21 protein-coding genes are annotated in these 26,151 nt (G+C 69.9%); 15 read left to right on the plus strand and 6 right to left on the minus strand.

Annotated elements, in window-relative coordinates; all coding sequences use genetic code 11:
- Positions 1–2: 2 nt before the first annotated feature.
- Positions 3–857, minus strand: a complete 855-nt coding sequence (locus ACQP1K_RS12565) for a PAC2 family protein (RefSeq protein ID WP_433501056.1) — start codon at positions 855–857, stop codon at positions 3–5.
- A gap of 173 nt (positions 858–1,030) precedes the next feature.
- Between ACQP1K_RS12565 and metH the strand changes: the two genes are divergently transcribed.
- The 8 genes from metH to ACQP1K_RS12605 all read left to right on the plus strand — a co-directional run bounded on the left by metH (position 1,031) and on the right by ACQP1K_RS12605 (position 12,061).
- The gene (gene metH, locus ACQP1K_RS12570) at positions 1,031–4,498 is read left to right on the plus strand and encodes a methionine synthase (RefSeq protein ID WP_433501057.1); all 3,468 of its coding nucleotides are present in this window, start codon (positions 1,031–1,033) and stop codon (positions 4,496–4,498) included.
- Between the two features lie 29 nt (positions 4,499–4,527).
- Positions 4,528–5,169, plus strand: coding sequence for an HAD family hydrolase (locus ACQP1K_RS12575; RefSeq protein ID WP_433501058.1), 642 nt, complete (start codon positions 4,528–4,530; stop codon positions 5,167–5,169).
- Positions 5,170–5,262: 93 nt separating this feature from the next.
- Positions 5,263–5,796, plus strand: a complete 534-nt coding sequence (locus tag ACQP1K_RS12580; RefSeq protein WP_433501059.1) for a cellulose synthase — start codon at positions 5,263–5,265, stop codon at positions 5,794–5,796.
- Between the two features lie 246 nt (positions 5,797–6,042).
- Positions 6,043–7,044: an ABC transporter permease gene (locus tag ACQP1K_RS12585; RefSeq protein ID WP_433501060.1), complete on the plus strand. Its 1,002-nt coding sequence runs from the start codon at positions 6,043–6,045 to the stop codon at positions 7,042–7,044.
- 89 nt (positions 7,045–7,133) lie between these two features.
- Positions 7,134–8,900 carry an ABC transporter substrate-binding protein gene (locus ACQP1K_RS12590; RefSeq protein ID WP_433501061.1) on the plus strand — a complete coding sequence of 589 codons (1,767 nt, stop codon included), beginning with the start codon at positions 7,134–7,136 and terminating at the stop codon, positions 8,898–8,900.
- A gap of 82 nt (positions 8,901–8,982) precedes the next feature.
- On the plus strand, positions 8,983–9,999 hold the full coding sequence (locus tag ACQP1K_RS12595; protein ID WP_433501062.1) for an ABC transporter permease: 1,017 nt from the start codon (positions 8,983–8,985) through the stop codon (positions 9,997–9,999).
- On the plus strand, positions 9,996–11,021 hold the full coding sequence (locus ACQP1K_RS12600; protein ID WP_433501063.1) for an ABC transporter ATP-binding protein: 1,026 nt from the start codon (positions 9,996–9,998) through the stop codon (positions 11,019–11,021). The genes ACQP1K_RS12595 and ACQP1K_RS12600 overlap by 4 nt, the downstream gene beginning before the upstream one ends.
- A complete protein-coding gene (locus ACQP1K_RS12605; RefSeq protein WP_433501064.1) occupies positions 11,018–12,061 on the plus strand; it encodes an ABC transporter ATP-binding protein in 1,044 nt (347 codons plus the stop codon). Before ACQP1K_RS12600 ends, ACQP1K_RS12605 begins: the two co-directional genes overlap by 4 nt.
- On the opposite strand, the gene ACQP1K_RS12610 is transcribed toward ACQP1K_RS12605, so the two are convergent.
- From ACQP1K_RS12610 to ACQP1K_RS12620, 3 genes are all read right to left on the minus strand, one after another.
- Positions 12,022–12,705: a response regulator gene (locus ACQP1K_RS12610; protein ID WP_433501065.1), complete on the minus strand. Its 684-nt coding sequence runs from the start codon at positions 12,703–12,705 to the stop codon at positions 12,022–12,024. The genes ACQP1K_RS12605 and ACQP1K_RS12610 overlap by 40 nt on opposite strands.
- The gene (locus ACQP1K_RS12615) at positions 12,702–13,952 is read right to left on the minus strand and encodes a sensor histidine kinase (RefSeq protein ID WP_433501066.1); all 1,251 of its coding nucleotides are present in this window, start codon (positions 13,950–13,952) and stop codon (positions 12,702–12,704) included. Before ACQP1K_RS12615 ends, ACQP1K_RS12610 begins: the two co-directional genes overlap by 4 nt.
- Before the next feature lie 99 nt (positions 13,953–14,051).
- Positions 14,052–14,912: a RecB family exonuclease gene (locus ACQP1K_RS12620; protein ID WP_433501067.1), complete on the minus strand. Its 861-nt coding sequence runs from the start codon at positions 14,910–14,912 to the stop codon at positions 14,052–14,054.
- A gap of 146 nt (positions 14,913–15,058) precedes the next feature.
- Between ACQP1K_RS12620 and ACQP1K_RS12625 the strand changes: the two genes are divergently transcribed.
- Complete coding sequence (locus ACQP1K_RS12625; RefSeq protein ID WP_433501068.1) at positions 15,059–16,153, plus strand: site-2 protease family protein; 1,095 nt, start codon at positions 15,059–15,061, stop codon at positions 16,151–16,153.
- Positions 16,154–16,297: 144 nt separating this feature from the next.
- Complete coding sequence (locus tag ACQP1K_RS12630) at positions 16,298–17,776, plus strand: FHA domain-containing protein (RefSeq protein ID WP_433501069.1); 1,479 nt, start codon at positions 16,298–16,300, stop codon at positions 17,774–17,776.
- 3 nt (positions 17,777–17,779) lie between these two features.
- Here ACQP1K_RS12630 and ACQP1K_RS12635 read toward each other — a convergent pair whose 3' ends face one another.
- Positions 17,780–18,892 (minus strand): GNAT family N-acetyltransferase, encoded by a 1,113-nt coding sequence (locus tag ACQP1K_RS12635; protein ID WP_433501070.1) that lies wholly within the window; start codon positions 18,890–18,892, stop codon positions 17,780–17,782.
- An 86-nt stretch (positions 18,893–18,978) separates the two neighbouring features.
- Between ACQP1K_RS12635 and ACQP1K_RS12640 the strand changes: the two genes are divergently transcribed.
- From ACQP1K_RS12640 to dop, 4 genes are all read left to right on the plus strand, one after another.
- Positions 18,979–19,842, plus strand: coding sequence for a tRNA (adenine-N1)-methyltransferase (locus ACQP1K_RS12640; protein WP_433501071.1), 864 nt, complete (start codon positions 18,979–18,981; stop codon positions 19,840–19,842).
- Positions 19,843–20,047: 205 nt separating this feature from the next.
- The gene (gene arc / locus ACQP1K_RS12645; protein WP_433501072.1) at positions 20,048–21,811 is read left to right on the plus strand and encodes a proteasome ATPase; all 1,764 of its coding nucleotides are present in this window, start codon (positions 20,048–20,050) and stop codon (positions 21,809–21,811) included.
- A 177-nt stretch (positions 21,812–21,988) separates the two neighbouring features.
- The gene (locus tag ACQP1K_RS12650; protein ID WP_433501073.1) at positions 21,989–23,185 is read left to right on the plus strand and encodes an acyltransferase family protein; all 1,197 of its coding nucleotides are present in this window, start codon (positions 21,989–21,991) and stop codon (positions 23,183–23,185) included.
- Between the two features lie 131 nt (positions 23,186–23,316).
- Entirely contained in the window at positions 23,317–24,834 is a 1,518-nt protein-coding gene (dop, locus tag ACQP1K_RS12655) for a depupylase/deamidase Dop (RefSeq protein WP_433501074.1), read from the plus strand.
- Between the two features lie 27 nt (positions 24,835–24,861).
- On the opposite strand, the gene ACQP1K_RS12660 is transcribed toward dop, so the two are convergent.
- The gene (locus ACQP1K_RS12660; RefSeq protein WP_433501075.1) at positions 24,862–25,743 is read right to left on the minus strand and encodes a serine/threonine-protein kinase; all 882 of its coding nucleotides are present in this window, start codon (positions 25,741–25,743) and stop codon (positions 24,862–24,864) included.
- A 179-nt stretch (positions 25,744–25,922) separates the two neighbouring features.
- On the opposite strand from ACQP1K_RS12660, the gene ACQP1K_RS12665 reads away from it, so the two are divergent.
- Positions 25,923–26,132 (plus strand): ubiquitin-like protein Pup, encoded by a 210-nt coding sequence (locus ACQP1K_RS12665; RefSeq protein WP_055483471.1) that lies wholly within the window; start codon positions 25,923–25,925, stop codon positions 26,130–26,132.
- The last annotated feature ends 19 nt before the right edge of the window (positions 26,133–26,151 follow it).

Below are 26,151 nucleotides of genomic sequence, written 5' to 3' on the forward strand. Positions count from 1 at the left end.
GGTCAGCGGTCGGTGCCGCGATCGCGCCGGCGCAGGTAGCGCTCGAACTCGGCCGCGATGGCGTCACCGCTCGCCTCGGGCAGGTCGGCCGCGTCCTTGCGCTCCTCCAGTTCCCTGACGTAGTCGGCGACCTCGCTGTCCTGCGCGGCGAGTTCGTCGACTCCGTGCTCCCAGGCGCGGGCCTCCTCGGCCAGTTCGCCGTACGGCATGGGAATGTCGAGGAGGTCCTCGATGCGGCGCAGCAGCGCCAGCGTGGCCTTCGGATTAGGCGGCTGGGCGACGTAGTGGGGGACCGACGCCCACAGGGAGACCGTGCGCAGCCCGGCGTGGCCGAGGGCGTGCTGCAGCACGCCGACGATGCCCGTAGGGCCTTCGTACTTGGTCGGCTCCAGGTTGAGCGAGCGGGCCATCCCGGGATCGCTCACCGAGCCCACGATGGGCACCGGCCGGGTGTGCGGGGAGTCGTTGAGCAGCGCGCCGAGCAGTACGGCGAACTCCACCCCCAGGTCCTGGCACAGGCCGACGATCTCCGCGCAGTACGACCGCCAGCGCATGTTGGGCTCGATGCCGCGCAGCAGCACCACGTCACGCTCCGCCCCCGGCGGCCGGGCCAGCAGCAGGCGCGTCGTCGGCCAGGTGATGGACCGGGTGACGCCGTCGCCCATCTCCACGATGGGACGGGTCATCTGGAAGTCGTAATAGTCCTCCGGGTCCAGCTCGACGAGCGGTGTCGCCTTCCACTCCGCCTCGAGGTGGGCGAGCACGCCGCTGGACGCCTCGCCGGCGTCGTTCCACCCTTCGAACGCGGCGATCAGCACCGGGTCGACGAGCTCAGGGAGCCCTTCGAGCTCGATCACGCCGCCTCCCTCACTGGCCCACGGCACGTATGGTCGAGTCCAAGACTATTCGCTGAGGGGAGCGGGGAGGCACATTCGGCTCCATCCGGGGTGGCCCGGGCGCCTCGCCGGGGTGTCTCGCGCCCGCGTCGAGGCACCGGGCCGGCGGCGGGCGGGCGGATAGTCTTTCCCCCATGAACAGCGGCAGGCCGTCCTTCCGAGAAGTGCTGTCCGAGCGAGTCCTGGTCGCCGACGGGGCAATGGGGACGATGCTGCAGTCCTACGATCCGACGCTCGAGGACTTCCAGGGCCACGAGGGCTGCAACGACGTGCTCAACGTCAGCCGTCCCGACATCGTGCGCGCGGTCCACGACGCCTATCTCGAGGTGGGCGTCGACTGCGTCGAGACCAACACGTTCAACTCCAACCGCGCGGCCCTGGGCGAGTACGGCATCGCCGACCGGATCCACGAGTACTCCGAGGCCGGCGCACGGCTCGCCCGGGAGCGGGCCGACCACTGGTCCACCCCCGGTCACCCCCGTTTCGTGCTCGGCTCGATGGGCCCGGGCACCAAGCTCCCCACGCTGGGGCATCTGCCGTACGCGACCCTGCGCGACGCCTATCGTGACAACGCCGCCGGGCTGATCGCGGGCGGGGCCGACGCGCTGATCATCGAGACCTGCCAGGACCTGCTGCAGGTCAAGGCCGCGATCGTGGGCGCGAAGCGGGCGATCGAGGCCGCCGGGCGCGACGTGCCGATCATCGCGCAGGTGACGATCGAGACCAACGGCGCGATGCTGCTCGGTTCCGAGATCGGCGCGGCGCTGACCTCGATCGAGCCGCTGGGCGTCGATCTGATCGGCCTCAACTGCGCCACCGGGCCGACCGAGATGAGCGAGCACCTGCGCTACCTGGCCAAGCACGCGCGCCTGCCGCTGTCGTGCATGCCGAACGCCGGGCTGCCGCAGCTCACCGCCGACGGCGCCCACTACCCGCTCACGCCCGATGAGCTCGCCGAAGCGCACGACACGTTCCTGCGCGACTACGGGCTCGGGCTGGTCGGCGGCTGCTGCGGCACCACCCCCGAGCACCTGCGCCGGGTCGTGGAGCGCGTGGCCGGCCGGGCCCGTGCCGTACGGCGTCCGCTTCCCGAGGCGGGGGCCGCCTCCCTTTACCAGAGCGTGCCGTTCCGGCAGGACACCTCTTATCTGGCGATCGGCGAGCGCACCAACGCCAACGGGTCCAGGGCCTTCCGCGAGGCGATGCTGGCGGGCGACTACGAGGAGTGCGTCGAGATCGCCCGGGCGCAGGCCCGCGACGGCGCGCACATGCTGGACCTGTGCGTCGACTACGTCGGCAGGGACGGCGTCGCCGACATGAAGGAGCTGGCCTTCCGCTTCGCCACCGCCTCGACGCTGCCGATCGTGATCGACTCGACCGAGCCGGCGGTGATCGAGGCGGGGCTGGAGATGCTCGGCGGGCGGGCGGTCGTCAACTCGGTGAACTACGAGGACGGCGACGGGCCCGACTCGCGCTTCACCAAGGTCATGCGGCTGGTCCGGGAGCACGGCGCAGCCGTGGTCGCGCTGACCATCGACGAGGAGGGCCAGGCCCGCACAGCGGAGGGGAAGGTACGGATCGCCTCCCGCCTCGTCGACGACCTCGTCGGGAACTGGGGCATGCGGGTCGAGGACATCGTCGTCGACTGCCTGACCTTCCCGATCGCCACCGGCCAGGAGGAGACCCGCCGCGACGGCATGGAGACGATCGAGGCGATCCGCGAGCTCAAGCGCCGTCATCCGGGCGTGCAGACCACGCTCGGCGTGTCCAACGTGTCGTTCGGCCTCAACCCCGCCGCGCGCATGGTGCTGAACTCGGTCTTCCTGAACGAGTGCGTCGACGCCGGGCTCGACTCGGCGATCGTGCACGCGTCCAAGATCCTTCCCATGGCCCGGATCCCCGGCGAGCAGCGTCAGGTGGCGCTCGACCTGGTCTACGACCGCCGCCGGGACGGCTACGACCCGCTGCAGCGGTTCATGGATCTGTTCGAGGGCGTCGACGCCGCGTCGATGCGGGCGGGCAAGGCGGCCGAGCTGGCCGCGCTGCCGCTGTGGGAGCGGCTCAAGCGGCGGATCATCGACGGGGAGCGCAAGGGCCTGGAGGCCGACCTCGACGAGGCGCTCGCCCAGCGGCCCGCCCTGGAGATCATCAACGAGGTGCTGCTCGACGGTATGAAGACCGTCGGCGAGCTGTTCGGCTCCGGCCAGATGCAGCTCCCGTTCGTGCTCCAGTCGGCCGAGGTCATGAAGGCGGCCGTCGCGTACCTGGAACCGTACATGGAGCGCGTCGAGGGCGCCACGAAGGGCCGGATCGTGCTGGCCACGGTCAAGGGCGACGTACACGACATCGGCAAGAACCTCGTCGACATCATCCTGTCGAACAACGGCTACGAGGTGGTGAACCTCGGCATCAAGCAGCCGGTGACGGCGATCCTGGAGGCGGCCGAGGAGAAGAAGGCCGACGTGATCGGCATGTCCGGGCTGCTGGTGAAGTCGACGGTCGTCATGAAGGAGAACCTCGAGGAGATGAACTCCCGGGGGATCGCCGGCAGGTTCCCCGTGCTGCTCGGCGGCGCGGCGCTGACCCGGGCCTACGTCGAGCAGGACCTGGCCGGCCTCTTCCGGGGCGAGGTGCGCTACGCCAGGGACGCCTTCGAGGGGCTGAGCCTGATGGACGCGATCATGGCGGTCAAGCGCGGCGAGGCGGGGGCGGCGCTGCCCCCGCGGCATGCGCGCCGGGTGAGGACCGGTGCGACGCTCACCCGCACCCCGGTGGAGGAGCTGCCGTCGCGCTCCGACGTGGCGGACGACAACCCGGTGCCCGTGCCGCCCTTCTTCGGCGACCGGGTGATCAAGGGCATCCCGCTCGCCGACTACGCCGCCTTCCTCGACGAGCGGGCCACGTTCATGGGCCAGTGGGGACTGAAGGGCGCCAGGGGCGGCGGCGGGCCGTCGTACGAGGAACTCGTCGAGGCCGAGGGCCGGCCGCGGCTGCGCATGTGGCTGGACCGGCTGCAGACGGAGAGCCTGCTGGAGGCGGCCGTCGTCTACGGCTACTTCCCCTGCGTGAGCGAGGGCGACAGCCTCATCGTCCTGGACGGGGCCGGGAACGAGCGCACCCGCTTCACGTTCCCGCGTCAGCGCCGCGACCGGCATCTGTGCCTGGCCGACTTCTTCCGGCGGCGTGAGTCCGGCGAGGTCGACGTCGTCGCCTTCCAGATCGTCACGATGGGCCACCGGATCAGCCGGGCGACGGCCGAGCTGTTCGCGCAGGACGCCTACCGCGACTACCTGGAGCTCCATGGCCTGTCCGTCCAGCTCACCGAGGCGCTGGCGGAGTACTGGCACGCCAGGGTGCGTTCGGAGCTGGGCATCGGGGGCGACGAGTCGCTGAGCGACATGCTCAAGGTCGACATCACCGGCTGCCGCTACTCGTTCGGTTATCCCGCCTGCCCGCATCTGGAGGACCAGGTCCAGCTCATGGGGCTGCTCGATCCGGCGCGGATCGGCGTCGAGCTGTCGGAGGGGTTCCAGCTCCACCCCGAACAGGCCACCTCGGCGCTGGTCGTCCACCATCCCGAGGCGAAGTACTTCAACGTGTAAGGCATGAAAGAACCGGGGGAAGGGGCTACGTGGACGCGGTGCTGTTCGACATGGACGGTCTGCTCGTCGACACCGAGCGGGTGTGGTTCGAGGTGGAGTGCGAGGTGGCCACCCGGCTCGGCGGGACGTGGGGGCCCGAGCACCAGCAGCGCCTCGTCGGCGGCTCCTGGGAGCGGACCATCGCCTACCTGCTCGAGCTGACCCGGGCGGACGTGGAACCGGTCGTCGTCGGGTCGTGGCTGATGGAGGGCATGGAGCGGCGTCTGTCCGCGGGCGTCTCCCCCATGCCGGGGGCGTTCGAGCTGCTGCGCGAGCTGGCCGACCACGGCATACGCACCGGCCTGGTCACCTCGTCCCTGCGGGTGATCGCCGACTCCGTGCTCAAGTTCGTCGGCCGCGAGCACTTCGAGGTGATCGTGACGGCGGACGACGTCACCCGCACCAAGCCGCACCCCGAGCCCTACCTGACCGCCACCCGCCTGCTGGCGGCGCGACCCGGGCGCTGCGTCGTGCTGGAGGACTCGCCGAACGGGGTCGCCGCCGCGACGGCGGCGGGCTGCCGGGTGGTCGCCGTCCCGAGCGTCCTGCCGATCGCGCAGGCGCCCGGACGGCTCGTCATGCCGTCGCTGCGGCACGTGGACGTGGGCCTGCTCCGCTCGCTCGTCGGCTGACCGCCCATCCGGCTTCGCGCGCCGTACGGCAGGGCTCCGGCGGCGGTCCGTGCGGCAGGATGAGAGAAGGCTGTACGAAACGAGGGGTTCGTCATGACATACGCCGACATCGCCTGGCTGCCGCTGTGCGCCGGGCTGACAGCCGTCGGGATCGTCCTCAGCTTCCTGGTCTTCCGCCGCAGGGGAGCGACCGCCGGCCTGCGCGCCACCGCGTGGTCGCTGCTGCCGCTGGCCGCCTACCTGACCGGGGCGCACCGGACGCTGTGGGACGTCGGCACCGCCGCCGTCCGTTTCGTGTCCGGGCTGGTCCTTTCGCCCACGGTCTGGGCGGGGGTCGCGCTGGCCGGGCTGTCCGCTGTTTTGTTCGTCGTCTCCGGCGCCCTGCGCGGCCGGACGCTCTCGCGGGCCCGTACGGCCGGCGGGCCGGACACGATCGAGCCGCGTCAGGCCGAGCGGCCGGCGGGCACGGGATCGCCGAAGACCGCGAGCATCGGCTCCGCCCAGCCGGGGCCGGCCGATTCGGGGCGCGCCAAGCGGGGGGCGGCTCAGCCGGGGGCGGCCGGGTCCGGGGCGGCCGACGATTTCTCCGACATCGAGGAGATCCTCAAGCGCCGCGGCATCAGCTGACCGTATGCTGAGATTTTGTTACAGGTCTTGTGTAATGTCACGGTTCTGCGACACAACCGAGACGGGGTCCGGATAGTCCGATCAAGATCGATACGAATGAGTTTCGCGTGCATCACAGTTGAGCCACAGGGAGCCCCGGGGGACTGGTCATCCCAGTTCAGGCCATAGATTCTGCGTCCGGGGGGTCCGCATACCCAGTGGATCTCCTTGGACCACGTCGTCTGGGACCCAGGGGGCTGACAGCACATGACCGCACCGCTCGACGTCTCCGGTGACGAGCTGCACGCCGCACCGGAAGCCGTCACTCAGGGCGCGGGCGCCAAGGCCATCCAGGGCCGATCACTCGGCCAGATCGCCTGGATGCGCCTCAAACGCGACAGGGTCGCGATGGCAGGCGGGTTTGTGATCATCTTCCTGATCCTGGTGGCGATCTTCGCACCGGTCCTCGTCCGCTGGTTCGGGCATCCGCCGAACGAGTTCCATCAGGAGATGATCGACACCCTGACCATGCAGCCCAAGGGCGGCACCGGCATCAGCGCGGACTTCCTGTTCGGCGTCGAGCCGGTCAACGGGCGCGACCTGTTCAGCCGGGTCGTGTACGGAGCGCGTATCTCGCTGCTCGTGGCCTTCCTCGCCACGCTGCTGTCGGTCGTCATCGGGACGATCATGGGGATCACCGCGGGCTACTTCGGCGGTTGGGTCGACACCGTGATCAGCCGCCTGATGGACCTCTTCCTCGCCTTCCCGCTGCTGGTCTTCGCACTCGCGCTGGTCGGCGTGCTCGCGCAGTTCGAGACCCAGCTCGCGGTGCAGGGCGACACCCTCCGCATCCTCCTGCTGATCTTCGTGATCGGCTTCTTCAACTGGTCCTACATCGCGCGCATCATCCGGGGACAGACACTCTCCCTGCGCGAGCGGGAGTTCGTGGACGCGGCCCGCAGTCTCGGCGCACGCGGGCCGTACATCCTGTTCCGGGAGATCCTGCCCAACCTGATCGCGCCGATCCTCATCTACGCGACGCTGCTGATCCCGACGAACGTGCTGTTCGAGGCGGCGCTGTCGTTCCTCGGGGTGGGCATCCAGCCGCCCACCGCGACATGGGGTGGGATGCTGGCGTCGGCCGTCCGCTTCTACACGCTGCCGCACTTCATGTTCTTCCCGGGCATGGCGATCTTCATCACCGTGCTGGCCTTCAACCTCTTCGGCGACGGTCTGCGCGACGCGCTCGACCCCAAGTCGTCACGCTGACCTCCCCGATTGATCGACGGCCCCTGCGGTCGATCGACACAGCCGACCTTCTCCGTTCCCCAACTCGCATTCACAAGGGGTGCCAACCAATGAGAAAGAGATACGCCTCGTCGGCCCTTCTGGCCGCCGGTGTCGCGCTCAGCCTGGGCCTGTCGGCCTGCGGCGGCGGCGGAGAGAAGAGCACAGGCCCGGGCGATACCGGCGGCGCCGCCCAGCAGGGTGAGCAGTCCGAGTTCAACGCCGCGATGGAAAAGGTGGTCAACCCCTCCGACAAGAAGGGCGGCACGCTCAAGCTGGCCGTCACCGAGGCGTGGGACTCCATCGACCCCGGGGACACCTACTACGGCATGTCCTGGAACTTCCTGCGCGTCTACGGCCGCTCGCTGGTGACCTACAACCTCGCCCCCGGCGCCGAGGGCCGCGAGCTCGTCCCCGACCTGGCGGAGAGCCTGGGCGAGGCGTCCGACGACAACAAGACCTGGACGTACAAGCTCCGCGAGGGCCTCAAGTTCGAGGACGGCACCGCCATCACGTCCAAGGACGTGAAGTACGCCGTGCTGCGCCAGCTCGACAAGGAGACCTTCGTCAACGGCCCGACGTACTTCAACGACTACCTGGACCTGCCGAAGGACTTCAAGAGCGTCTACAAGACGCCGGACGTCGACACCGACTCCGCGATCGAGACGCCGGACGACCGCACGATCGTCTTCCATCTGAAGAAGGCCTTCGCCGGCTTCGACCAGTTCGCCGTGCTGCCCGCGACGGTCCCGGTGCCGAAGGACAAGGACACCGGCATCAAGTACCGTCAGCACCCGATCGCCTCCGGACCGTACATGTTCGAGAAGGTCGAGGAGGGCAAGCAGTACACGCTGGTGCGGAACCCCCACTGGGATCCGGCGACCGACCCGGTACGCAAGGCGCTGCCGGACCGGTACGAGGTCCAGCTCGGTGTCGAGGCGAACGACCTGGACAACCGGATCATCTCCGGTGACCTGCACGTCGACATCGCCGGCACGGGCGTCCAGGCCGCGGCCACGGCGACGATCATGGGCGACCCCGCGCTCAAGTCCCGGGCGGACAACCCGACCTCCGCGCGGACCTGGTACCTCGCGATCCTCAGCGACAACCCGCCGCTCGACAACATCGAGTGCCGTAAGGCCATCATGTACGCCGCGGACCGGGTGGGCCTGCAGAACGCCTACGGCGGGGAGCTCGCCGGCGAGATCGCCACGGGCCTCATGCCGCCGTCGATCGGCGGCTGGCAGAAGCTCGACCTCTATCCGACCGGCACCGGCGACGTGGAGAAGGCCAAGGAGGCCCTCGCGGCCTGCGGGCAGCCGGACGGGTTCGAGACGACGATGACCTTCCGCTCCGACCGTCCCAAGGAGCAGGCGGCCGCCGAGTCGATGCAGCAGGCGCTCGCCAAGGCCGGCATCAAGCTGACCCTGAAGGGCTTCCCCACCAGCGAGTACTTCAGCAGCTACGCCGGCAAGCCGGAGTACACGAAGAAGAACAACATCGGCATCGCCACACACGGTTGGCAGGCCGACTGGAACGACGGCTTCGGCTTCCTGTCGCAGATCGTCGACAGCCGCACCATCCGCGAGTCCGGCAACTACAACCTCAGCATCAAGAGCCCCGAGGTCGACGGGCTGATCGACGAGGCGGTCAAGGAGCAGGACACCGCCAAGCGTGACGCCATCTGGGGTGAGATCGACCGCAAGATCATGGAGGGCGCGTACGTGCTCCCCGCGGTGTGGAACAAGGGGCTGCTGCTGCGCGGCAAGGATGTGACCAACGTCTACATCACCGGCGCCTTCGACATGTACGACTACCCGAGCATGGGTGTCGAGTAACCGGGTCGACGCAACCGACAGGTAAGGCGCAAGGGGGCCGGCCGGCCGGATCGGCGGGCCGGCCCCCGGAGCCGGGGGAAGAGTGGTCACTTACATCATCCGGCGGCTGATCGCCGCGGTGCTCATGCTGGTCGTGGTGAGCATCGTCACTTTCTCGATCTTCTTTGTGATTCCGCGGCTCGCCGGGGTCACCGCGACCGACTTCGCTTATCGCTACGTCGGGAGCAAGGGGGCCACCGCGGAGACCGCCGCGGCTCTCGCGGACAAGCTCGGCTTTACCGACCCGCTGGCCGTGCAGTACGGCAGGTGGATCAAGGGGATCGTCGCCGGTGCGGAGTTCGACACCGGGGCGTCGATCGAGCAGTGCCCGGCTCCCTGCCTCGGTTACTCCTTCATCACCAAGACGCCGGTGTGGCCGGAGCTACTGGACCGGCTCCCGGTGACGACATCGCTCGCCATCGGCGCGTCGATCATCTGGCTCGTCGCGGGCGTGGCCACCGGGGTGCTGTCGGCACTGCGCCGGGGGAGCTTCTTCGACCGGGCCGCGATGGGCGTCGCGCTCGCCGGCGTCTCCCTGCCGATCTTCTTCACCGGACTGATGTCCCTGGTCTTCTTCAGCTACACGCTCGGCATCACCGTGCCGGGCGGAACCTTCGTGGCCTTCACCGAGAGCCCGGTGCAGTGGGCGTACAGCCTGATCCTTCCGTGGATCACGCTGGCCTTCCTGTACGCCGCCATCTACGCCCGGCTCACCCGGGCCGGCATGCTGGAGACGATGGGCGAGGACTACATCCGCACCGCCCGGGCGAAGGGCCTGCCGGAGTCCAAGGTAATCGCCAAGCACGGCCTGCGCGCCGCGTTGACCCCGATCGTCACGATCTTCGGTCTGGACGTCGGCCTGCTGATGGGCGGAGCCATCCTGACCGAGAGCACGTTCACGCTGCACGGGCTCGGCATGTACGCGGTGCAGGCGATCAAGGCGAACGACCTACCGAAGATCATGGGGGTGGTCATGCTGATCACCTGCTTCGTGGTGGTCGCGAACCTGATCGTCGACCTGCTGTACGCGGTGGTGGACCCGAGGGTGAGGCTGGGATGAGTTTCCTCGAAGTGAAAGACCTGCGGATCCACTTCCCGACCGACGACGGACTGGTCAAGTCGGTCGACGGGCTGTCCTTCACCCTGGAGCGCGGTAAGACGCTGGGCATCGTCGGCGAGTCCGGATCGGGCAAGAGCGTCACCAGCCTGGGCATCCTCGGCCTGCACAAGGGCACCCGGGCGCGGATCTCCGGCGAGATCTGGCTGGACGGCGAGGAGCTCGTCGGCGCGAGCGCCGAGCACGTGCGGAAGCTGCGCGGCAAGAAGATGGCGATGATCTTCCAGGACCCGCTGTCGGCCATGCACCCGTTCTACACGGTCGGCGACCAGATCATCGAGGCGTACCGGATCCACCACGACGTGAGCAGGAGGGCGGCGCGCAGGCACGCCATCGACATGCTCGGCCGGGTGGGCATCCCGCAGCCCGACCGGCGGGTCGACTCCTACCCGCACGAGTTCTCCGGCGGCATGCGCCAGCGCGCGATGATCGCCATGGCGCTGTGCTGCGACCCCGAGCTGCTGATCGCCGACGAGCCGACCACCGCGCTCGACGTGACCGTGCAGGCGCAGATCCTCGACCTCATGCGCGACCTGCAGCGCGACTTCGAGGCCGCGCTGATCATCATCACGCACGATCTCGGCGTGGTGGCCGAGCTTTCCGACGACATCCTTGTGATGTACGGCGGCAAGTGCGTCGAGTACGGCTCGGCCGAGGACATCTTCGAGCGGCCCGAGCATCCCTACACCTGGGGGCTGCTGGGCTCGATGCCCCGCCTGGACCGGGATCCGGCCGACCGGCTGCTCCCGATCAAGGGGTCGCCGCCGTCGCTGATCAACGTGCCGTCCGGGTGCGCGTTCCACCCGCGCTGTTCCTTCGCCGAACGTACGGCCGGCCGATCCGAGACCGAGGTGCCCGAGCTGCTGGAGACCGCGGGCGGCCACCAGGTGCGCTGCCATCTGGCGGCGGAGCGCAGGCGCGCCATCTGGGCGAACGAGATCAAGCCGAACCTGGAGGCGTCGTGACCGGTGAACCGCTGCTGTCCGTCCGGGGGCTGGAAAAGCACTTCCCCGTGACGAAGGGGCTGCTCAAGCGGCAGACGGGCCTGGTCAGAGCCGTGGACGGGGTCGGCTTCGAGGTGCTCAAGGGCGAGACGCTGGGCCTGGTGGGGGAGTCGGGGTGCGGCAAGACCACCACCGGCCGTCTGATCACCCGGCTGATCGAGCCGACCGGCGGGAAGATCGTCTTCGCCGGGCAGGACATCACGCACATGTCGCAGGGGCGGCTGCGCCCGCTCCGCCGCGACATGCAGATGATCTTCCAGGACCCCTACAGCTCGCTGAACCCGCGGCACACCGTCGGAGCCATCGTCGGCGCGCCGTACCGCATCCAGGGGATCAAGACCGAGCACGGCGTCAAACGGGCCGTCCAGGAGATCCTGGAACTGGTCGGCCTCAACCCCGAGCACTACAACCGCTATCCGCACGAGTTCTCCGGCGGTCAGCGGCAGCGGATCGGCATCGCCAGGACGCTCGCGCTCAAACCGAAGCTGATCATCGCGGACGAGCCGGTCTCCGCGCTCGACGTGTCGATCCAGGCACAGGTCGTCAACCTCCTGGAGGACCTGCAGGACGAGCTCGACCTCACCTACGTGGTGATCGCGCACGACCTGTCGGTGGTCCGGCACATCAGCGACCGCGTCGCCGTCATGTACCTCGGCAAGATCGTCGAGATGGCCGACCGCGCGGCCCTCTACCGGTCGCCGATGCATCCGTACACCACGGCGCTGCTGTCGGCGGTCCCGATCCCCGATCCCCGGCGCCGCACCGAGCGGGAGCGCATCCGCCTGCAGGGCGACGTGCCGTCACCGCTCGACCCGCCGCCCGCCTGCCGCTTCCACACGCGGTGCTGGAAGGCGCAGGAGATCTGCCGGAAGGTCGAGCCGTCGCTGACGGAGCTCGCCCCCGGCCACCGGGTCGCCTGCCACTTCCCGGAGAACTCCCCGGGAGAAGCTCCGCCGGCGGGTCAGGAGAAGGAACGGGGCACGATCAGCCCGGTCTCGTAGGCGAGGACGACCGCCTGGACCCGGTCGCGCAGCCCCAGCTTGGTGAGCACGTTGCCGACGTGGGTCTTCACGGTCGTCTCGCTGACCACCAGCCTCGCGGCGATCTCGGCGTTCGACATGCCCTTGGCGATCAGGCGGAGCACCTCCGTCTCGCGCTCGGTCAGCCGGTCGAGCCGCGCCGGGGTCGCCTGGCCGTGCGCCGAGGGCAGCCGGGTCGCGAACCTGTCCAGCAGCCGCCGCGTCACGCTCGGCGCGACGATCGCGTCGCCGGCGGCCACCACGCGGATGGCCTGCACCAGGTCGTCCGGCGGCACGTCCTTCAGCAGGAACCCGCTCGCGCCGGCGCGCAGCGCCTCCACGATGTACTCGTCCAGATCGAACGTGGTCAGCACGAGCACCTTCGGCACGTGCGCCCTCGGCGCCGCCTCCCTGACGATGCGCCGGGTCGCCTCTATGCCGTCCGTGCCCGGCATGCGCACGTCCATCAGCACGACATCGGGCAGCAGGGCCCGGGACTGGTCCATCGCGGTCGCGCCGTCGCCGGCCTCGCCGACGACGGTGATATCGCGCTCCGCCTCCAGGATGAACCGGAAGCCCGTGCGCAGCAGCGGCTGGTCGTCAACCAGTAACACCCTGATCGTCATGCCGTTTCCTTGAGGGGGCCGCCCTTGAGCGGGCTGTGTTGTCTGAGGGGGAACTGAGCGTGTACCTCGAATCCACCCCCGCTCCGGGGACCGATCCGCAGGACACCACCATAGAGCGCGACACGCTCCCGGATGCCCACGAGACCGTGGCCGGTCCCGCCGGGACGTTCGGGATCGGCGGCCACGGCGCCGCGCCCGTCGTCCTCGACGTGGACCGTCAGCTCGTCCGGCCCGTGCCGTACGGTGACCCAGGCGCCGGCGGCCGGCCCGGCGTGGCGCAGGCTGTTGGTGAGGGTCTCCTGCACCAGGCGGTAGGCGGCCAGGTCGATGCCCGGCGGCAGCGCGACCTCCTCGCCCTCCACCAGCAACCGGGTGTGCAGGCCCGCCTCCCGCATCTGCTCGACCAGCGTCCGCAGATCCCCCATGCCCGGCTGGGGACCGCGCTCGGCCGGGCCGTCCGTGCGCAGCACGCCCACGATGTCGCGCATCTCGGCCATCGCGGTGCGGCCCATCTCCTCGATCGCGGTCAGCGCGTCGCGTGCGACGGCCGGCCTGGTGTCCAGCATCCTGCGCGCGGCGGCGGCCTGGACGGTCATCACGCTGACATGGTGCGCCACCACGTCGTGCAGCTCGCGGGCGATCCGGGAACGCTCCTCGGCCCGCGCCGCCCGGGTGTCGGCCTCGCGGGCGCGCTCCAGCCGGTCGGCCCGCTGCACCAGTTCCGCGAGGTAGGCGCGGCGGAGCCGGACCGTCCGGCCGCTCACCAGGCAGAGCAGGATGACCACGATGATCACGGTGTGCTCCGGCCACGACAGCGTCAGCGGCGAGAGGCCGGTCCCGACGGCGTAACCGATCACGGTGACGGCGAGACCGGCCAGGCTCAGCGCCAGCCCCCGGTGGGCGGCCACCGTGTAGAGCAGGATCAGACCGGCGATCTCGCTGAGCCCGGTGTTGTAGCCGAGCGCGTTGAGCACGCATTCCGGGACCGCGGTCAGCGTCAGCAGCACGAACGGCAGGCTCCGCCGCAACGCCACGGGCAGCGTGCACAGCACCGCCAGGATCACGTTCAGCGCGTCGGGCGGGCGGATCTCCACGTGCACGGCGCCGTGCAAGCGCGCCGCCTCCTCCACGCCGATCAGAGTGATCACGGCGAGCGAGCCCGCCGTCAGCACCACCGCGAGGAGCGAGTCGCCGAACAGGGGATGAGACCTGAGCCAGGAGCGGAGACCGGCGGAGGTGAAGCGCACGTACCAAATTTAGGCCGTCCTTCCGGCAGGCCACCCCTGCTCAAGAGGGATGGCCGGCTCCTCCCAACGGATGAGACGGACCGCTGTTCGGCGCCCGGGTCAGATCTCGTCGGTCGCGGACCGCCTGCTCACCCGTGCGGACAGACGGGGCTCCCGGTCGGGGACCGGCGGCGGCGTGCCGCCGAACTCCGGGCACAGCGCCTGATGATCACACCAGTCGCACAGCCGTGAGGGCCGGGCCCGCCACTCGCGGGTGCGGACCGCCCGCTCGATCGCCGTCCACAGTGCCTCGACCTTGCGCTCGGTGGCCCGCAGGTCGGCCTCGTCGGGCACGTAGCGGAGGATCTCCCCGTTGCCCAGATACATGAGCTGGAGCATCCGCGGCACGGCGCCCCCGCTGCGCCACAGTGCCAGCGCGTAGAACTTCATCTGAAACAGCGCCTTGGCCTCGAAGTCGCGCCCCGGCGCCGCGCCGGTCTTGTAGTCGACGATCCGCGTCTCACCGGTGGGCGCCACGTCGAGACGGTCGATGTAGCCGCGCAGCAGCAGCCCGCTGTCGAGCACAGCCTCCACGTACATCTCCCGCTGCGCCGGCTCCAGCCGCTGCGGATCCTCCAGCGTGAAGTAGCGCTCCACCATGCCCCTGGCCCGGGTCAGCCAGGCCTCCCGCTCCTCGTCGTCGGGGAAGAGCCCGCCGTATTCCGGCTCCTCCTCCAGCAGCCGGTTCCACTCCGGCTCCAGCAGGTCGAGGGCGGCCGCGACCGTACGGCCCCGCGCCGGCAGGTCGTACAGCCGCTCCAGCACCGCGTGGACGAGCGTGCCCCGGACCGCCGCGGGACTGGGCCGCTCGGGAAGCTGGTCGATCACTCTGAACCGGTAGAGCAGGGGGCAGGTCATGAAGTCGCCGGCACGGGAGGGGGACAGCGCGCCGATGATCGAGCGCTCTTCGGCGAGGGTCATGCCCTGAACTGTAAGGCACCCTGCCGACAGAACGCCTCCCGGCCTCATACGCTGATCCCACCTCGCGGCACGTAGCATCGGGGTCAAGGGAGGGAAGGCGGCGAGTTATGAGCACACCTGTCAACGGGTCGTCCCAGGGACTGAGAATGGGGCGCCCGTTCGGTATTCCGGTGTACGTTTCACCGACATGGCTCATCGTGGCGGCGTTCATCACGATCACTTTTCAGCCGCACATCGCCACCATGCTGCCCGGCTACGGCGAGTTCGGGACCTATGCCGTTGCGCTGGCCTTCGCCGTCCTGCTGTACCTGTCGGTCCTGCTGCACGAGCTCGCCCACTGCGTCGTGGCCAAGCATTACGGCCTGCCGGTGCGCCGCATCACGCTGTACATGCTCGGCGGCGTCTCGGAGATCGAGCGCGAGCCGGAGACGGCGGGCCGCGAGTTCAACGTCGCCTTCGCCGGGCCGCTGCTGTCGCTGGGGCTCGCCGGGATCGGCTACCTCTTCTACGCCTTCGTGGTCCCCCCGACGGGCGTCATCACCGTGCTGGTCTGGCAGCTGTGGTGGTCGAACCTGATCGTCGGCGTGTTCAACCTGCTGCCCGGGCTGCCGCTCGACGGCGGCAGGATGCTGCGCGCCGCCGTCTGGAAGGTCACCAGCCGGCCCGGCACCGGCACGCTCGCCGCCGCCTGGGTGGGCCGCGGCGTGGCCGTCGCCGTCGTCGCCGTGCCGTTGCTGCTGAACCTGATGGCCGGCCAGGAGCCGGGGCTCGGCGAGATGCTGTGGTCGGTCGTGCTCGCCTCGTTCATCTGGATCGGGGCGTCCCAGTCGCTGCGGATCGCCAGGGTCAGGGCCCGCCTGCCGCAGCTGCGCGCCAGGCTGCTGGCCCGGCGGGCGATCCCGGTCACCGCCGGCACGCCGCTGGCCGAGGCGCTGCGCCGCGCGGTCGAGGCGGGCGCGGGCGCGATGGTCCTGGTCGACCACGACGGGCGACCGGTCGGCATCGTCAACGAGGCCGCCGTCGACGCCACCCCGGAACAGCGCAGGCCGTGGGTCGACGTCGGGACCGTGACGCGCAGCCTGGAGCCGTCGCTCGTGCTCGGCGCCGACCTGGAGGGGGAGTCGCTGCTCGCCGCCATGCGCGAGACCCCGGCGGGGGAGTACCTGTTGGTCGAGGGCGGCGGCGAGATCTTCGGCGTGCTGGCCACGGCCGACGTCAACCGGGTGTTCAGCGGGGTCTGACCGGCCGCTGAGCGGTGCCTGAGCGATGCGATCGAGACCAATCCGCTGAGACCGGATGGTGTCACTTTTTGCTACGTTCTGGGGGTCGAACGGTATCGACCGCGGCGCGGTTCATCCGGTGGCGTTTCCGGGAGGGAGAGTTCTGTGACGGAACAGGGCGTGGGGGTGGTCCGCCCGCTGCCGGGGGAGGGCGTGGTCGCTCATCTGAACGGCTTACTGCTGGTGTGCGCGACCGGCCAGCCGGTCGAGGAGTTGCTGGGTGCCCTGCACGAGACGGCCGTGGCCGGCGGGGACGGCCGTGCCCTGGCCCGCAGGGTCGCCCACGTCCTCGCCCGGGCGATGGACGGGCAGATCACGGGCGAGCCGGTGGCCTGCGCCGTCGCGGGCCCGGTCACCGGCGGGGTGGCCGTGCTGGTCAGCGGTGACGCGTCCGCGACCGTTTCGGGCGGCCCGGACGGCGACGTCCACCTGGCCGGGCGCGAGGCGCTCACCTGGATGGACCGGCTGGTGGCCGGCCCGGTCGCCAAGATCGAGTTGCGGCTGCCGGGGGCGGGCCCGGCCGTCCCGTACGGCAGGCTCGACGGCGGCGTGGTCACCGGAGCCGGCCTCGAGTGCGACTTCACCCAGGCCGGTGAGCGCGCCTTCCCCCCGCCGCCCGTGTCGCGGCACCGGTCTCAGCAGGTGCGGCCCGCCCCTCCCGGCCCGCCCGAGCCGATCGCCGCTCAGGATCCGGTGGTGCCGTCGCCCGTGGCGCCCGGACCGATCGCGCCGCCCGTTCCTCCCATGCCGCCCGCGCCGCCCGTTCCTCCCATGCCGCCCGCGCCGCCGGCTCCTCCCGTGCCGCCGCTGCCGCCGCTTTCCGCCCCGCCGCCGGCCGAGCCCACGCCCTTGTCGGGTCCGCATTCCGGCACCGGCCCGAATTCCGGACCGATCTTCGGGCCGTCCTCCGAGCCGATTCCACCGCCCGTCCCCGGGCCGGTCTCCGGGCCTGTCGCGGTACCCGTTCCCGGGCCGGTTCCGGGGCAGGGGGACCACGCGCCGTCGGGGGAGGACGCGCAGCCGGAGAACCTGCCTCCGGACGTTCCCGCCGCTGAGGAGGAGCCGGGGGACATCACCCGGCTCGACACTCCCCCCGACTCCGACGGACTGCTCATGGTCTACGGCGTCGACTGCAGGAACGACCACTTCAACGATCCGCGCGCGCCCTACTGCGCGGTCTGCGGCGCCGGCATCGACCAGCGGGCCGTCGTGCCGTACAAGGGGCCCCGGCCGCAGCTCGGCGTGCTCCTGCTCGACGACGGGGTGGCGCTGTCGCTCGACGGCGACTACGTGCTCGGGCGCGACCCCGAGCGGGCGCCCGAGGTCCAGTCGGGCGAGGCCCGGCCGGTCCGGGTGACCAGTCCGGACGGCTCGGTCTCCCGGCGGCACCTGCGGGTCGCCCTGAACAACTGGGACGTCAACCTGATCGACCTCGGCTCGGTCAACGGGACGCAGATCCAGCCGCCGGGCGACCCCAACTTCTACGACATCCCGCCGAGCGAGCCGGTCCCGATCCTGCCCGGCACGACCGTGCGGGTCGGCGTCTCCCGGACGATGCGGTACGAGGCCCGGCGCGGCGGGTGACCCTCAGGGGCGCAGGCGCACCCACTGGAGGTCGTCGACGCGGGTGCCGTCCGGGCCGGGCAGCAGGCCCTTCGCGAGGTGCTCGCGGGTGAAACCGGCCCGTTCGAGCACGCGGTGCGAGGCCGTGTTGGCCGGATCGGTGCCGGCGACGATCCTGCCCAGCGAGGTGTTGGCGAAGGCCCACTCGACGAGCAGGTTCACGGCGCGGGTGACCAGGCCGCGTCCGCGGAAGCCGGGGTGCAGGCTGTAGCCGACCATGGCCTGGCCCAGCGGCGGGATGATGCCGGCGAGCTGGATGTCCCCGGCGAGGGCGCCCGTCTCCGCGTCTCTGATCGCCAGGTCGGCCCGCTGTCCGGCGAACCATCGGTGACCCGCGTACCGGCAGCGTTCCCTGGCCTCGGTCCACGTGATCGGCCGCGGCGGCACACGGTGGCGGACGACGTCCGGGACGTTCGTCAGCGTGTGCCAGGCGTCGGCGTCGGCCGCCGTGAGCGGCGTGAGCCGTACGACCCCGTCGGTGAGTGCGCCGCCGGGGTGGCCGCCGGGGAGGAACGGCAGCGGCGGCGTGATCGGCTCGCCGGAGTCCGTGGCCAGCCGGGCGAACGCCGCCAGGTCGGTGCGTGAGCCGTCCCGTCCGGCCTGCGCCCCGCGCTGCACGCCTTCGAGAGCGAAGCCGCCGCGGCGGGCGACCGACTGGCTCGCGATGTTCTCGACCTCGGCCCGCAGCGTCATGCGCGCCAGCCCGTGGGCGAACGCCCAGCCGGCGAGGGCCCGCAGCGCGGTCGTGGCGACCCCGCGGCCGCGCGCCCGGGGCGCGAGCCAGTAGCCGACCTCGCCGTCGCCGTACCGGTTCGGCGGCCGCAGGCCGATCGCGCCCAGCATCTCGCCGGTCGTCCGATCGGCGATCACGAAGTGGGCCCCGCCGGCCTTCCAGGCGTCGGGGGTGACCACGGTGATCCATTCCAGCGCTTCGCTCCGGGTGTACGGCGAAGGGATCAACGGGATGAATCGGGCTATCTCCGGATCGGAACAGGCCCGGGTGACGGCGTCTGCGTCCCCTTCGGCGGGGAGCCGTAGGACGATCGGTCCGGCGGAGACGACTTCTCGGGGAAACATGCTCGATTGTCGCTGTTCGCATCGCCGATACGCGACGGATTTCCCGCCCGGCGGAACAGCCGTGGAGGGGCACTAGTGTTTTCGGCATGGGCTTTCGCAGGCACGGGCCGTTCCAGGCCGGAGATCAGGTTCAGCTCACCGACCCGAAGAACAAGCGGCATACGGTGACGCTGAAGGAGGGCGGGGTCTTTCACACGCACAAGGGCTCGATTCCGCACGATGACCTGATCGGTCAGCCGGAGGGCTCGGTCGTGCGTTCCTCCGGCGGCACCGCGTATCTGGCTTTCCGGCATCTGCTGCCCGACTACGTGCTGTCCATGCCGCGCGGCGCGGCGGTCATCTACCCGAAGGACGCCGCCCAGATCGTCGCGATGGCCGACGTCTTCCCCGGCGCCCGGGTGGTCGAGGCCGGGGTGGGGTCGGGCGCGCTCACGTGCTTCCTGCTGCGCGCCGTCGGCCCCGAGGGGTCGGTGACCTCCTACGAGAGGCGGGCGGACTTCGCGGAGGTGGCCACCAAGAACGTGGGGAAGTTCTTCGGCGGTCCGATGGACCAGTGGCGGCTGGTGGTCGGCGACTTCGTGGCGGCACTCGACGAGACGGACGTCGACCGGGTGATCCTCGACATGCTCGCGCCGTGGGAGTGCGTCGACGCCGCGGCCAAGGCCCTCACCCCGGGCGGCGTTATCTGCTGCTATGTCGCCACAACCACCCAGATGTCCAGAACGGTGGAAACCCTGCGCGAGCACGGGAGTTTCACCGAGCCCCACGCGTGGGAGACCTTGATTCGCGACTGGCATGTCGAGGGCTTGGCGGTACGACCGGATCATCGGATGGTCGGTCACACCGGCTTTCTCGTCACGGCCCGTCGCATGGCGGAGGGGGTCACCCCGCCGCCGAGGAGAAGACGCCCGGCAAAGGGGGCGTACGGAGAAGGGGCCGAACTAGTGTGACGATTCAGCCACGAACCGGCAAAACCGCGTGACATGGGAACATAAGGGTGTGTTCCTAATGCTGAGCCGATTAAACGGTCCATTAGGCATCAAACGCCGAACACCCAACGTAACTACACGAACACTGCCCGGCCAGGTTACGTACAGCGCCAAGATAGGTAGGGTCTTGAGTAGTCGTTCTCGACGGGGAAGGAGGTGACGGGGCGTGGCAGCTCGCGACGACGCCGAGGCTCGAGCCGCGCAGCGCGAACGGGAGGTCGCGGATCTCACAACACAGGTCTCCTTCCTGCAGGAGGAGATCACCGCGCTGAGGCGAAAGCTGGCCGAGTCTCCCCGGCAGGCCAGGATCATCGAAGAGCGTCTCCATGAGGCGCAGGCCCAGGTGGCCGCCCTCACCAGCCAGAACGAGCGGCTGGTTTCCACCCTCAAGGAGGCCAGGGACCAGATAGTCGCCCTCAAGGAGGAGGTCGACCGGCTGGCACAGCCGCCGTCAGGCTTCGGCGTGTTCCTCGAGGCCAGGGAAGACGGCACTGTGGAGGTGTTCACCGGCGGCCGCAAGCTCCGGGTGAACGTCAGTCCGGCCGTGGAAGTCGAGTCGCTCAAGCGTGGCCAGGAGGTCATGCTGAACGAGGCGCTCAACGTCGTGGAGTCCCTCGGCTTCGAGGAGGTCGGCGAGATCGTCATGCTCAAGGAGCTCCTTGAGGACGGCGACCGCGCCCTCGTCATCTCGCACGCGGACGAGGAACGGGTGGTCAAACTCGCGCACTCGCTGCTGGACCAGCCGCTGCGCGCCGGCGACTCACTCCTGCTCGAACCCCGGTCGAACTATGTCTACGAACGGATTCCGAAGGCCGAGGTCGAGGAGCTCGTGCTGGAGGAGGTCCCGGACATCTCCTATGAGGAGATCGGCGGGCTCAGCCGGCAGATCGAGCAGATCAGGGACGCGATCGAGCTGCCCTACCTGCACGCCGACCTGTTCCGGGAGCACCAGCTCCGCCCACCGAAAGGCGTGCTGCTGTACGGCCCGCCCGGTTGCGGCAAGACGCTCATCGCCAAGGCCGTGGCCAACTCCCTGGCCAAGCAGGTCGCGGAGAAGACCGGCCAGTCCGGCAAGAGCTTCTTCCTCAACATCAAGGGCCCCGAGCTGCTGAACAAGTACGTCGGCGAGACCGAGCGGCACATACGCCTGGTCTTCCAGCGGGCCCGGGAGAAGGCCTCCGAGGGCACCCCGGTGATCGTGTTCTTCGACGAGATGGACTCGATCTTCCGTACCCGGGGATCCGGCGTCTCCTCCGACGTGGAGAACACCATCGTCCCTCAGCTCCTGTCGGAGATCGACGGCGTGGAGGGCCTGGAGAACGTCATCGTCATAGGCGCCTCCAACCGCGAAGACATGATCGACCCCGCGATCCTGCGGCCCGGCCGCCTGGATGTGAAGATCAAGATCGAGCGGCCGGACGCCGAGGCGGCCAAGGACATCTTCTCGAAGTACCTGGTCAGCGAGCTGCCGCTGCACGGGGACGATCTGACCGAGCACGGCGGCAGCCGTGAGAGCACGATCCTCGAGATGATCCAGCGGGTCGTCGAGCGGATGTACGCCGAGAGCGAGGAGAACCGCTTCCTGGAGGTGACCTACGCCAACGGCGACAAGGAGGTCCTGTACTTCAAGGACTTCAACTCCGGAGCGATGATCCAGAACATCGTGGACCGCGGCAAGAAGATGGCCATCAAGGAGTTCCTCGACACCGGGCAGAAAGGCCTGCGGATCTCGCACCTGCTGGCCGCCTGCGTCGACGAGTTCTCCGAGAACGAGGATCTGCCCAACACCACCAACCCCGACGACTGGGCCCGGATCTCCGGCAAGAAGGGCGAGCGGATCGTCTACATCCGCACGCTCGTGCAGGGCAAGCAGGGCACCGAGGCCGGCCGGTCGATCGACACGGTCGCCAACACCGGTCAGTACCTGTGACCCGATAGCACGAAGTGGAGGGGGCGCGACCTGTCGCGCCCCCTTTCTCGTTCGGCCCGCCCTGCCGGCGCCGTCCCATCCGGAGTGCGGAGTCTCGGCCGCATATCGACCCGGTCTCCGAGTGGGCAAGATCCCCGAACCGGGGAACCGGTTCGTGCGCGATCACGTCAAAGGGGCGTGATCTACCTAGGTGTGGCCGAGGACAAGCCCACGGAGGGCCGGGCCATCGGAGGCAGGGCCGGCGGGGGCGGCGGCACTCGGACGGGGAAGGGCCGCCGCCTCGTCGAGCTGGACGCCCTCAGGTTCGTCGCGGCGTTCGCCGTCATGTCCTTCCACTACCTGGCGGCCAGCCGATCCCTGTGGAACGAGCACCCCACCACCCTGTTCTCCGAGGTCAACCGCCTGACGACGCTCGGCATCCTCGGGGTGGAGCTGTTCTTCCTCATCAGCGGGTTCGTCATCCTGATGAGCGTGTGGGGCCGCACCATCGGCCAATTCGCGATCTCCCGGGTGGCCCGGCTTTATCCGGCGTACTGGTTCGCCGTTATCGTGATCTTCATCCTCTACCGCTTCAGTGGTGTCTCCGGCTTCAATCCGAAGCTCGACGACGGCGAATACCTGCTCAACCTGACCATGCTCCAGGGCGCGTTCGGGGTGGGTCACGCGGGCAGCGTCTTCTGGTCGCTGTGGGTGGAGCTGCGCTTCTACGTCCTCGTCGCCGTGTTCTCGCTGTTCGGGATCACCGTACGGCGCTGCCTGGTCTTCATGGGGTCCTGGCTCGCGCTGGCCCTGGCCGCCGAGTTCACCCAGAACGAGGTGCTGGTCTTCGTCTTCCTGCCGCGGCAGGCGTCGTACTTCATCGGCGGGATGGCCTTCTACCTGATCTACCGGTTCGGCGCGCGGGCCCGGTGGCCATGGCTGTTCGTGGCCGCCTCCTTCGCGATGTCCCTGTACGTCGCCCAACTGCGCGTGGGGTCGCGGGTGGAGCTGATCGGCCTCAAGCACTTCCCCGCGCCGCCGGAGGGGGTGATCGTCGCGATAACGCTGATCTACCTGCTGATGGCCGCCGTCGCGCTCGGCTGGTTGCGCTGGCTGAACTGGCGACCCCTGATCACCGTGGGGGCCCTGACCTACCCCCTGTATCTGCTGCACCAGAACGTCTCGGCCGTCCTGATCCCGGCCTACCGCGACGAGCTCGACCCGTGGGTGCTCGCCGCGATCACCATGGGCGTCTCCATCGCACTGGCCTATCTGGTTTACCGGATCGTCGACAAGCCGGGCCAGCGGCTGCTGAAGGCCGTCCTGGAGGCGCTGCGCGCCCGTGTGCGCCCGGCCAGAGGCTCCAGGCGAAGTCATCGGGCATCCGTGCCGTAAGTATCTGGCAACAGGGCATAGAGAAAGGGCCAGGGAGTGTTGACGCGGCCCGCGTCCGGCAGGGCATGGTTTGTGAAACATGACCTAGGCTCGGGGATATAACTTACGACGGCCTGAGCGGCGGGGTGCGAATGACGGTACGGCGGGTGATGGGCATCGAGACCGAGTACGGCATCGCCGTACCCGGGCAGCCCGGGGCGAACGCGATGGTGACCTCCTCACAGGTCGTCAACGCCTATCTCGCGGCGTCGGCGGCGCGGGCGCGCCGCGCGCGATGGGACTTCGAGGAGGAGAACCCGCTCCGTGACGCCCGGGGCTTCGACCTGGCCCGTGAGGTGGCCGACCAGAGCCAGCTCACCGACGAGGACCTCGGCCTGGCCAACGTGATCCTGACCAACGGCGCGCGATTGTACGTCGACCACGCCCACCCGGAATACTCCACGCCCGAGTGCACCAATCCACGGGCCGCGGTGATCTGGGACAAGGCGGGGGAGCGGGTGATGTACGACGCGGCGGTCCGCGCCTCGGCGATGCCAGGCAACGCCCCCATCCAGCTCTACAAGAACAACACCGACGCCAAGGGCGCCTCGTACGGCTGCCACGAGAACTACCTGATGCGGCGGGCCACGCCGTTCGCCGACATCGTGCGGCACCTGACGCCGTTCTTCGTGTCGCGCCAGGTCGTCTGCGGCGCCGGGAAGGTCGGCATCGGGCAGGACTCGCGCGGCGACGGCTTCCAGATCAGCCAGCGGGCCGACTTCTTCGAGGTCGAGGTCGGCCTGGAGACCACGCTCAAGCGGCCGATCATCAACACCCGGGACGAGCCGCACGCCGACCCGGAGAAGTACCGCCGCCTGCACGTGATCATCGGCGACGCCAACATGTCGGAGATCTCGACGTACCTGAAGCTGGGGACCACCGCGCTGGTCCTCGCGATGATCGAGGAGGGGTTCCTCACCGCCGACCTCACCCCCGAGTCGCCGGTCGCGGCGCTGCGTGCGGTGTCACACGACCCCACCTGCCGGTACGAGATCGCCCTGCGCAACGGGCGGAAGATGACCGCCGTCCAGCTCCAGATGGAGTATCTGGAGCAGGCGCGCAAGTACGTCGAGGACCGCTTCGGCGCCGCCGCCGACGAGATGACCAAGGACGTGCTGACCCGCTGGGAGTCCGTGCTCACCCGGCTCGCCGAGGATCCCATGCAGCTGTCGAGGGAGCTCGACTGGGTGGCCAAGCTGGAGATCCTGGAGGGCTACCGGACCAGGGACGGCCTGCCCTGGTCCCATCCGCGCCTGCAACTCGTGGACCTGCAGTACTCCGACATCCGCCCCGACCGGGGCCTCTACAACCGCCTCGTGGCGCGCGGCCGGATGCAGCGGCTGGTGAGCGACGAGGAGGTCGACCGCGCCGTCGAGCTGCCGCCCACGGACACTCGCGCCTACTTCCGCGGCCGGTGCCTGCGCCAGTACAGCGACACGGTGGCGGCGGCCTCCTGGGATTCGGTGATCTTCGACATCCCCGGCCGGGAGTCGCTGCAGCGCGTGCCGACCCTGGAACCGCTGCGCGGGACCAAGGCGCACGTGGGCGACCTGCTCGATCGGTGCCGCACCGCCGCCGACCTCGTCGCCGCGCTCACCGGGGAGAGCTGACCGCCCGGGTCCCGGCGGAACCCGCGCTCAGCGTGCCGGGGTGCGGGGCGTGGGATTCAGGGCCCGGCGGCCGGGCGGCGCCGCCGGGATGCCGCGCCGCCGCAGGAACTCGACCAGCACGGCGGCGGCCTGGTCCGCCGTCGGCCGCTCGCGCGGGTCGCGGCGCAGCAGGCTCGTCAGCAGACCGGTGAGCGGCCCGGCCGACGGCGGCGGTACGGAGCCGCCGGCCGCGATGGGAGGCACGCCCTCGATGCCGAAGTAGAGCGTGGCGCCGAACGACCACAGGTCGGCCGCGACCGACGGCGGCGCCCCGTGCAGCCGCTCGGGTGCCAGATAAACCCCGGTACGCACGATCGGGACCGTGGCCGACGACGAGGAGTCCCGGTCGTAGGCCGCGATCCCGAAGTCCGTGAGCACCACCCGGTCCTCGGTCAGCAGGACGGTGCCCGGACGGATGTCGCCGTGCAGCACGCCCATCGCGTGCGCGTGCCGTACGCCGGCCAGGAGCTGGAATCCCACCCAGCCGGCCCAGTGCACCGGCAGGCGCCCCAGGTGCCGCAGCGTGTCGCCGAGCGTGAGGCCCTGCAGCAGCTCGGTGACGATCCAGAGCCGGCCGCGGTCCTCCAGCAGGTCGTGCACCGTGATGATCGCGGGATGGCTCAGCCGGGCGGCCGCGCGCGCCTCGCGCAGTGCCTGCCGCCGCGCCGCCGGCAGGTCCACCTCATCGGCCCGGTACGGCGGCTGCACCTCCTTGATCGCCACATCCCGCTTGAGGCGCAGATCGTGTCCGTGCCACATGATCCCCGCGCCGTCCCGGCGCAGTGGTGACAGCAGCCGGTAGCGCTTCGCCAGCAGTCGCCGTTCCCCGGTCTCCATCAGCCACCCGTCATCCCATGATCCCGTAGTCACATTCTCCCTGGGAACGGTCCCAACCGGTGACCGTAGGACCCGTGGGGGGCGGCGACCTCGATAACGATCCGGTCTACCGGGGCCGGGCGGTGAAGACCGCGAGACCTTTCGCGCGCATTGTCGTCCGGTTCGGGGAAGATAGGGGGTAAGGGGTCCCCCGAGCACCGGAGGTGGGAGAGATGGCGACCAAGGAGACCGGCGGCCAGAAGCAGACGGGCCGTCAGGATCACGAGGTCGAGGAGGTCGAGGCGCAGGCGTCCCCGGACGTCCAGGAGCGCAACGAGAAGCTCACCGACGACGTCGACGCGATCCTCGACGAGATCGACGAGGTCCTCGAGGAGAACGCGGAGGAGTTCGTCCGCAGCTACGTGCAGAAGGGCGGTCAGTAGGGGGCCGGGCCCGGCGAAG

Origin of the sequence: Sphaerimonospora sp. CA-214678 (genome assembly GCF_050942215.1) — a bacterium.
In the GTDB taxonomy this organism is placed as follows: Bacteria; Actinomycetota; Actinomycetes; order Streptosporangiales; family Streptosporangiaceae; genus Sphaerimonospora.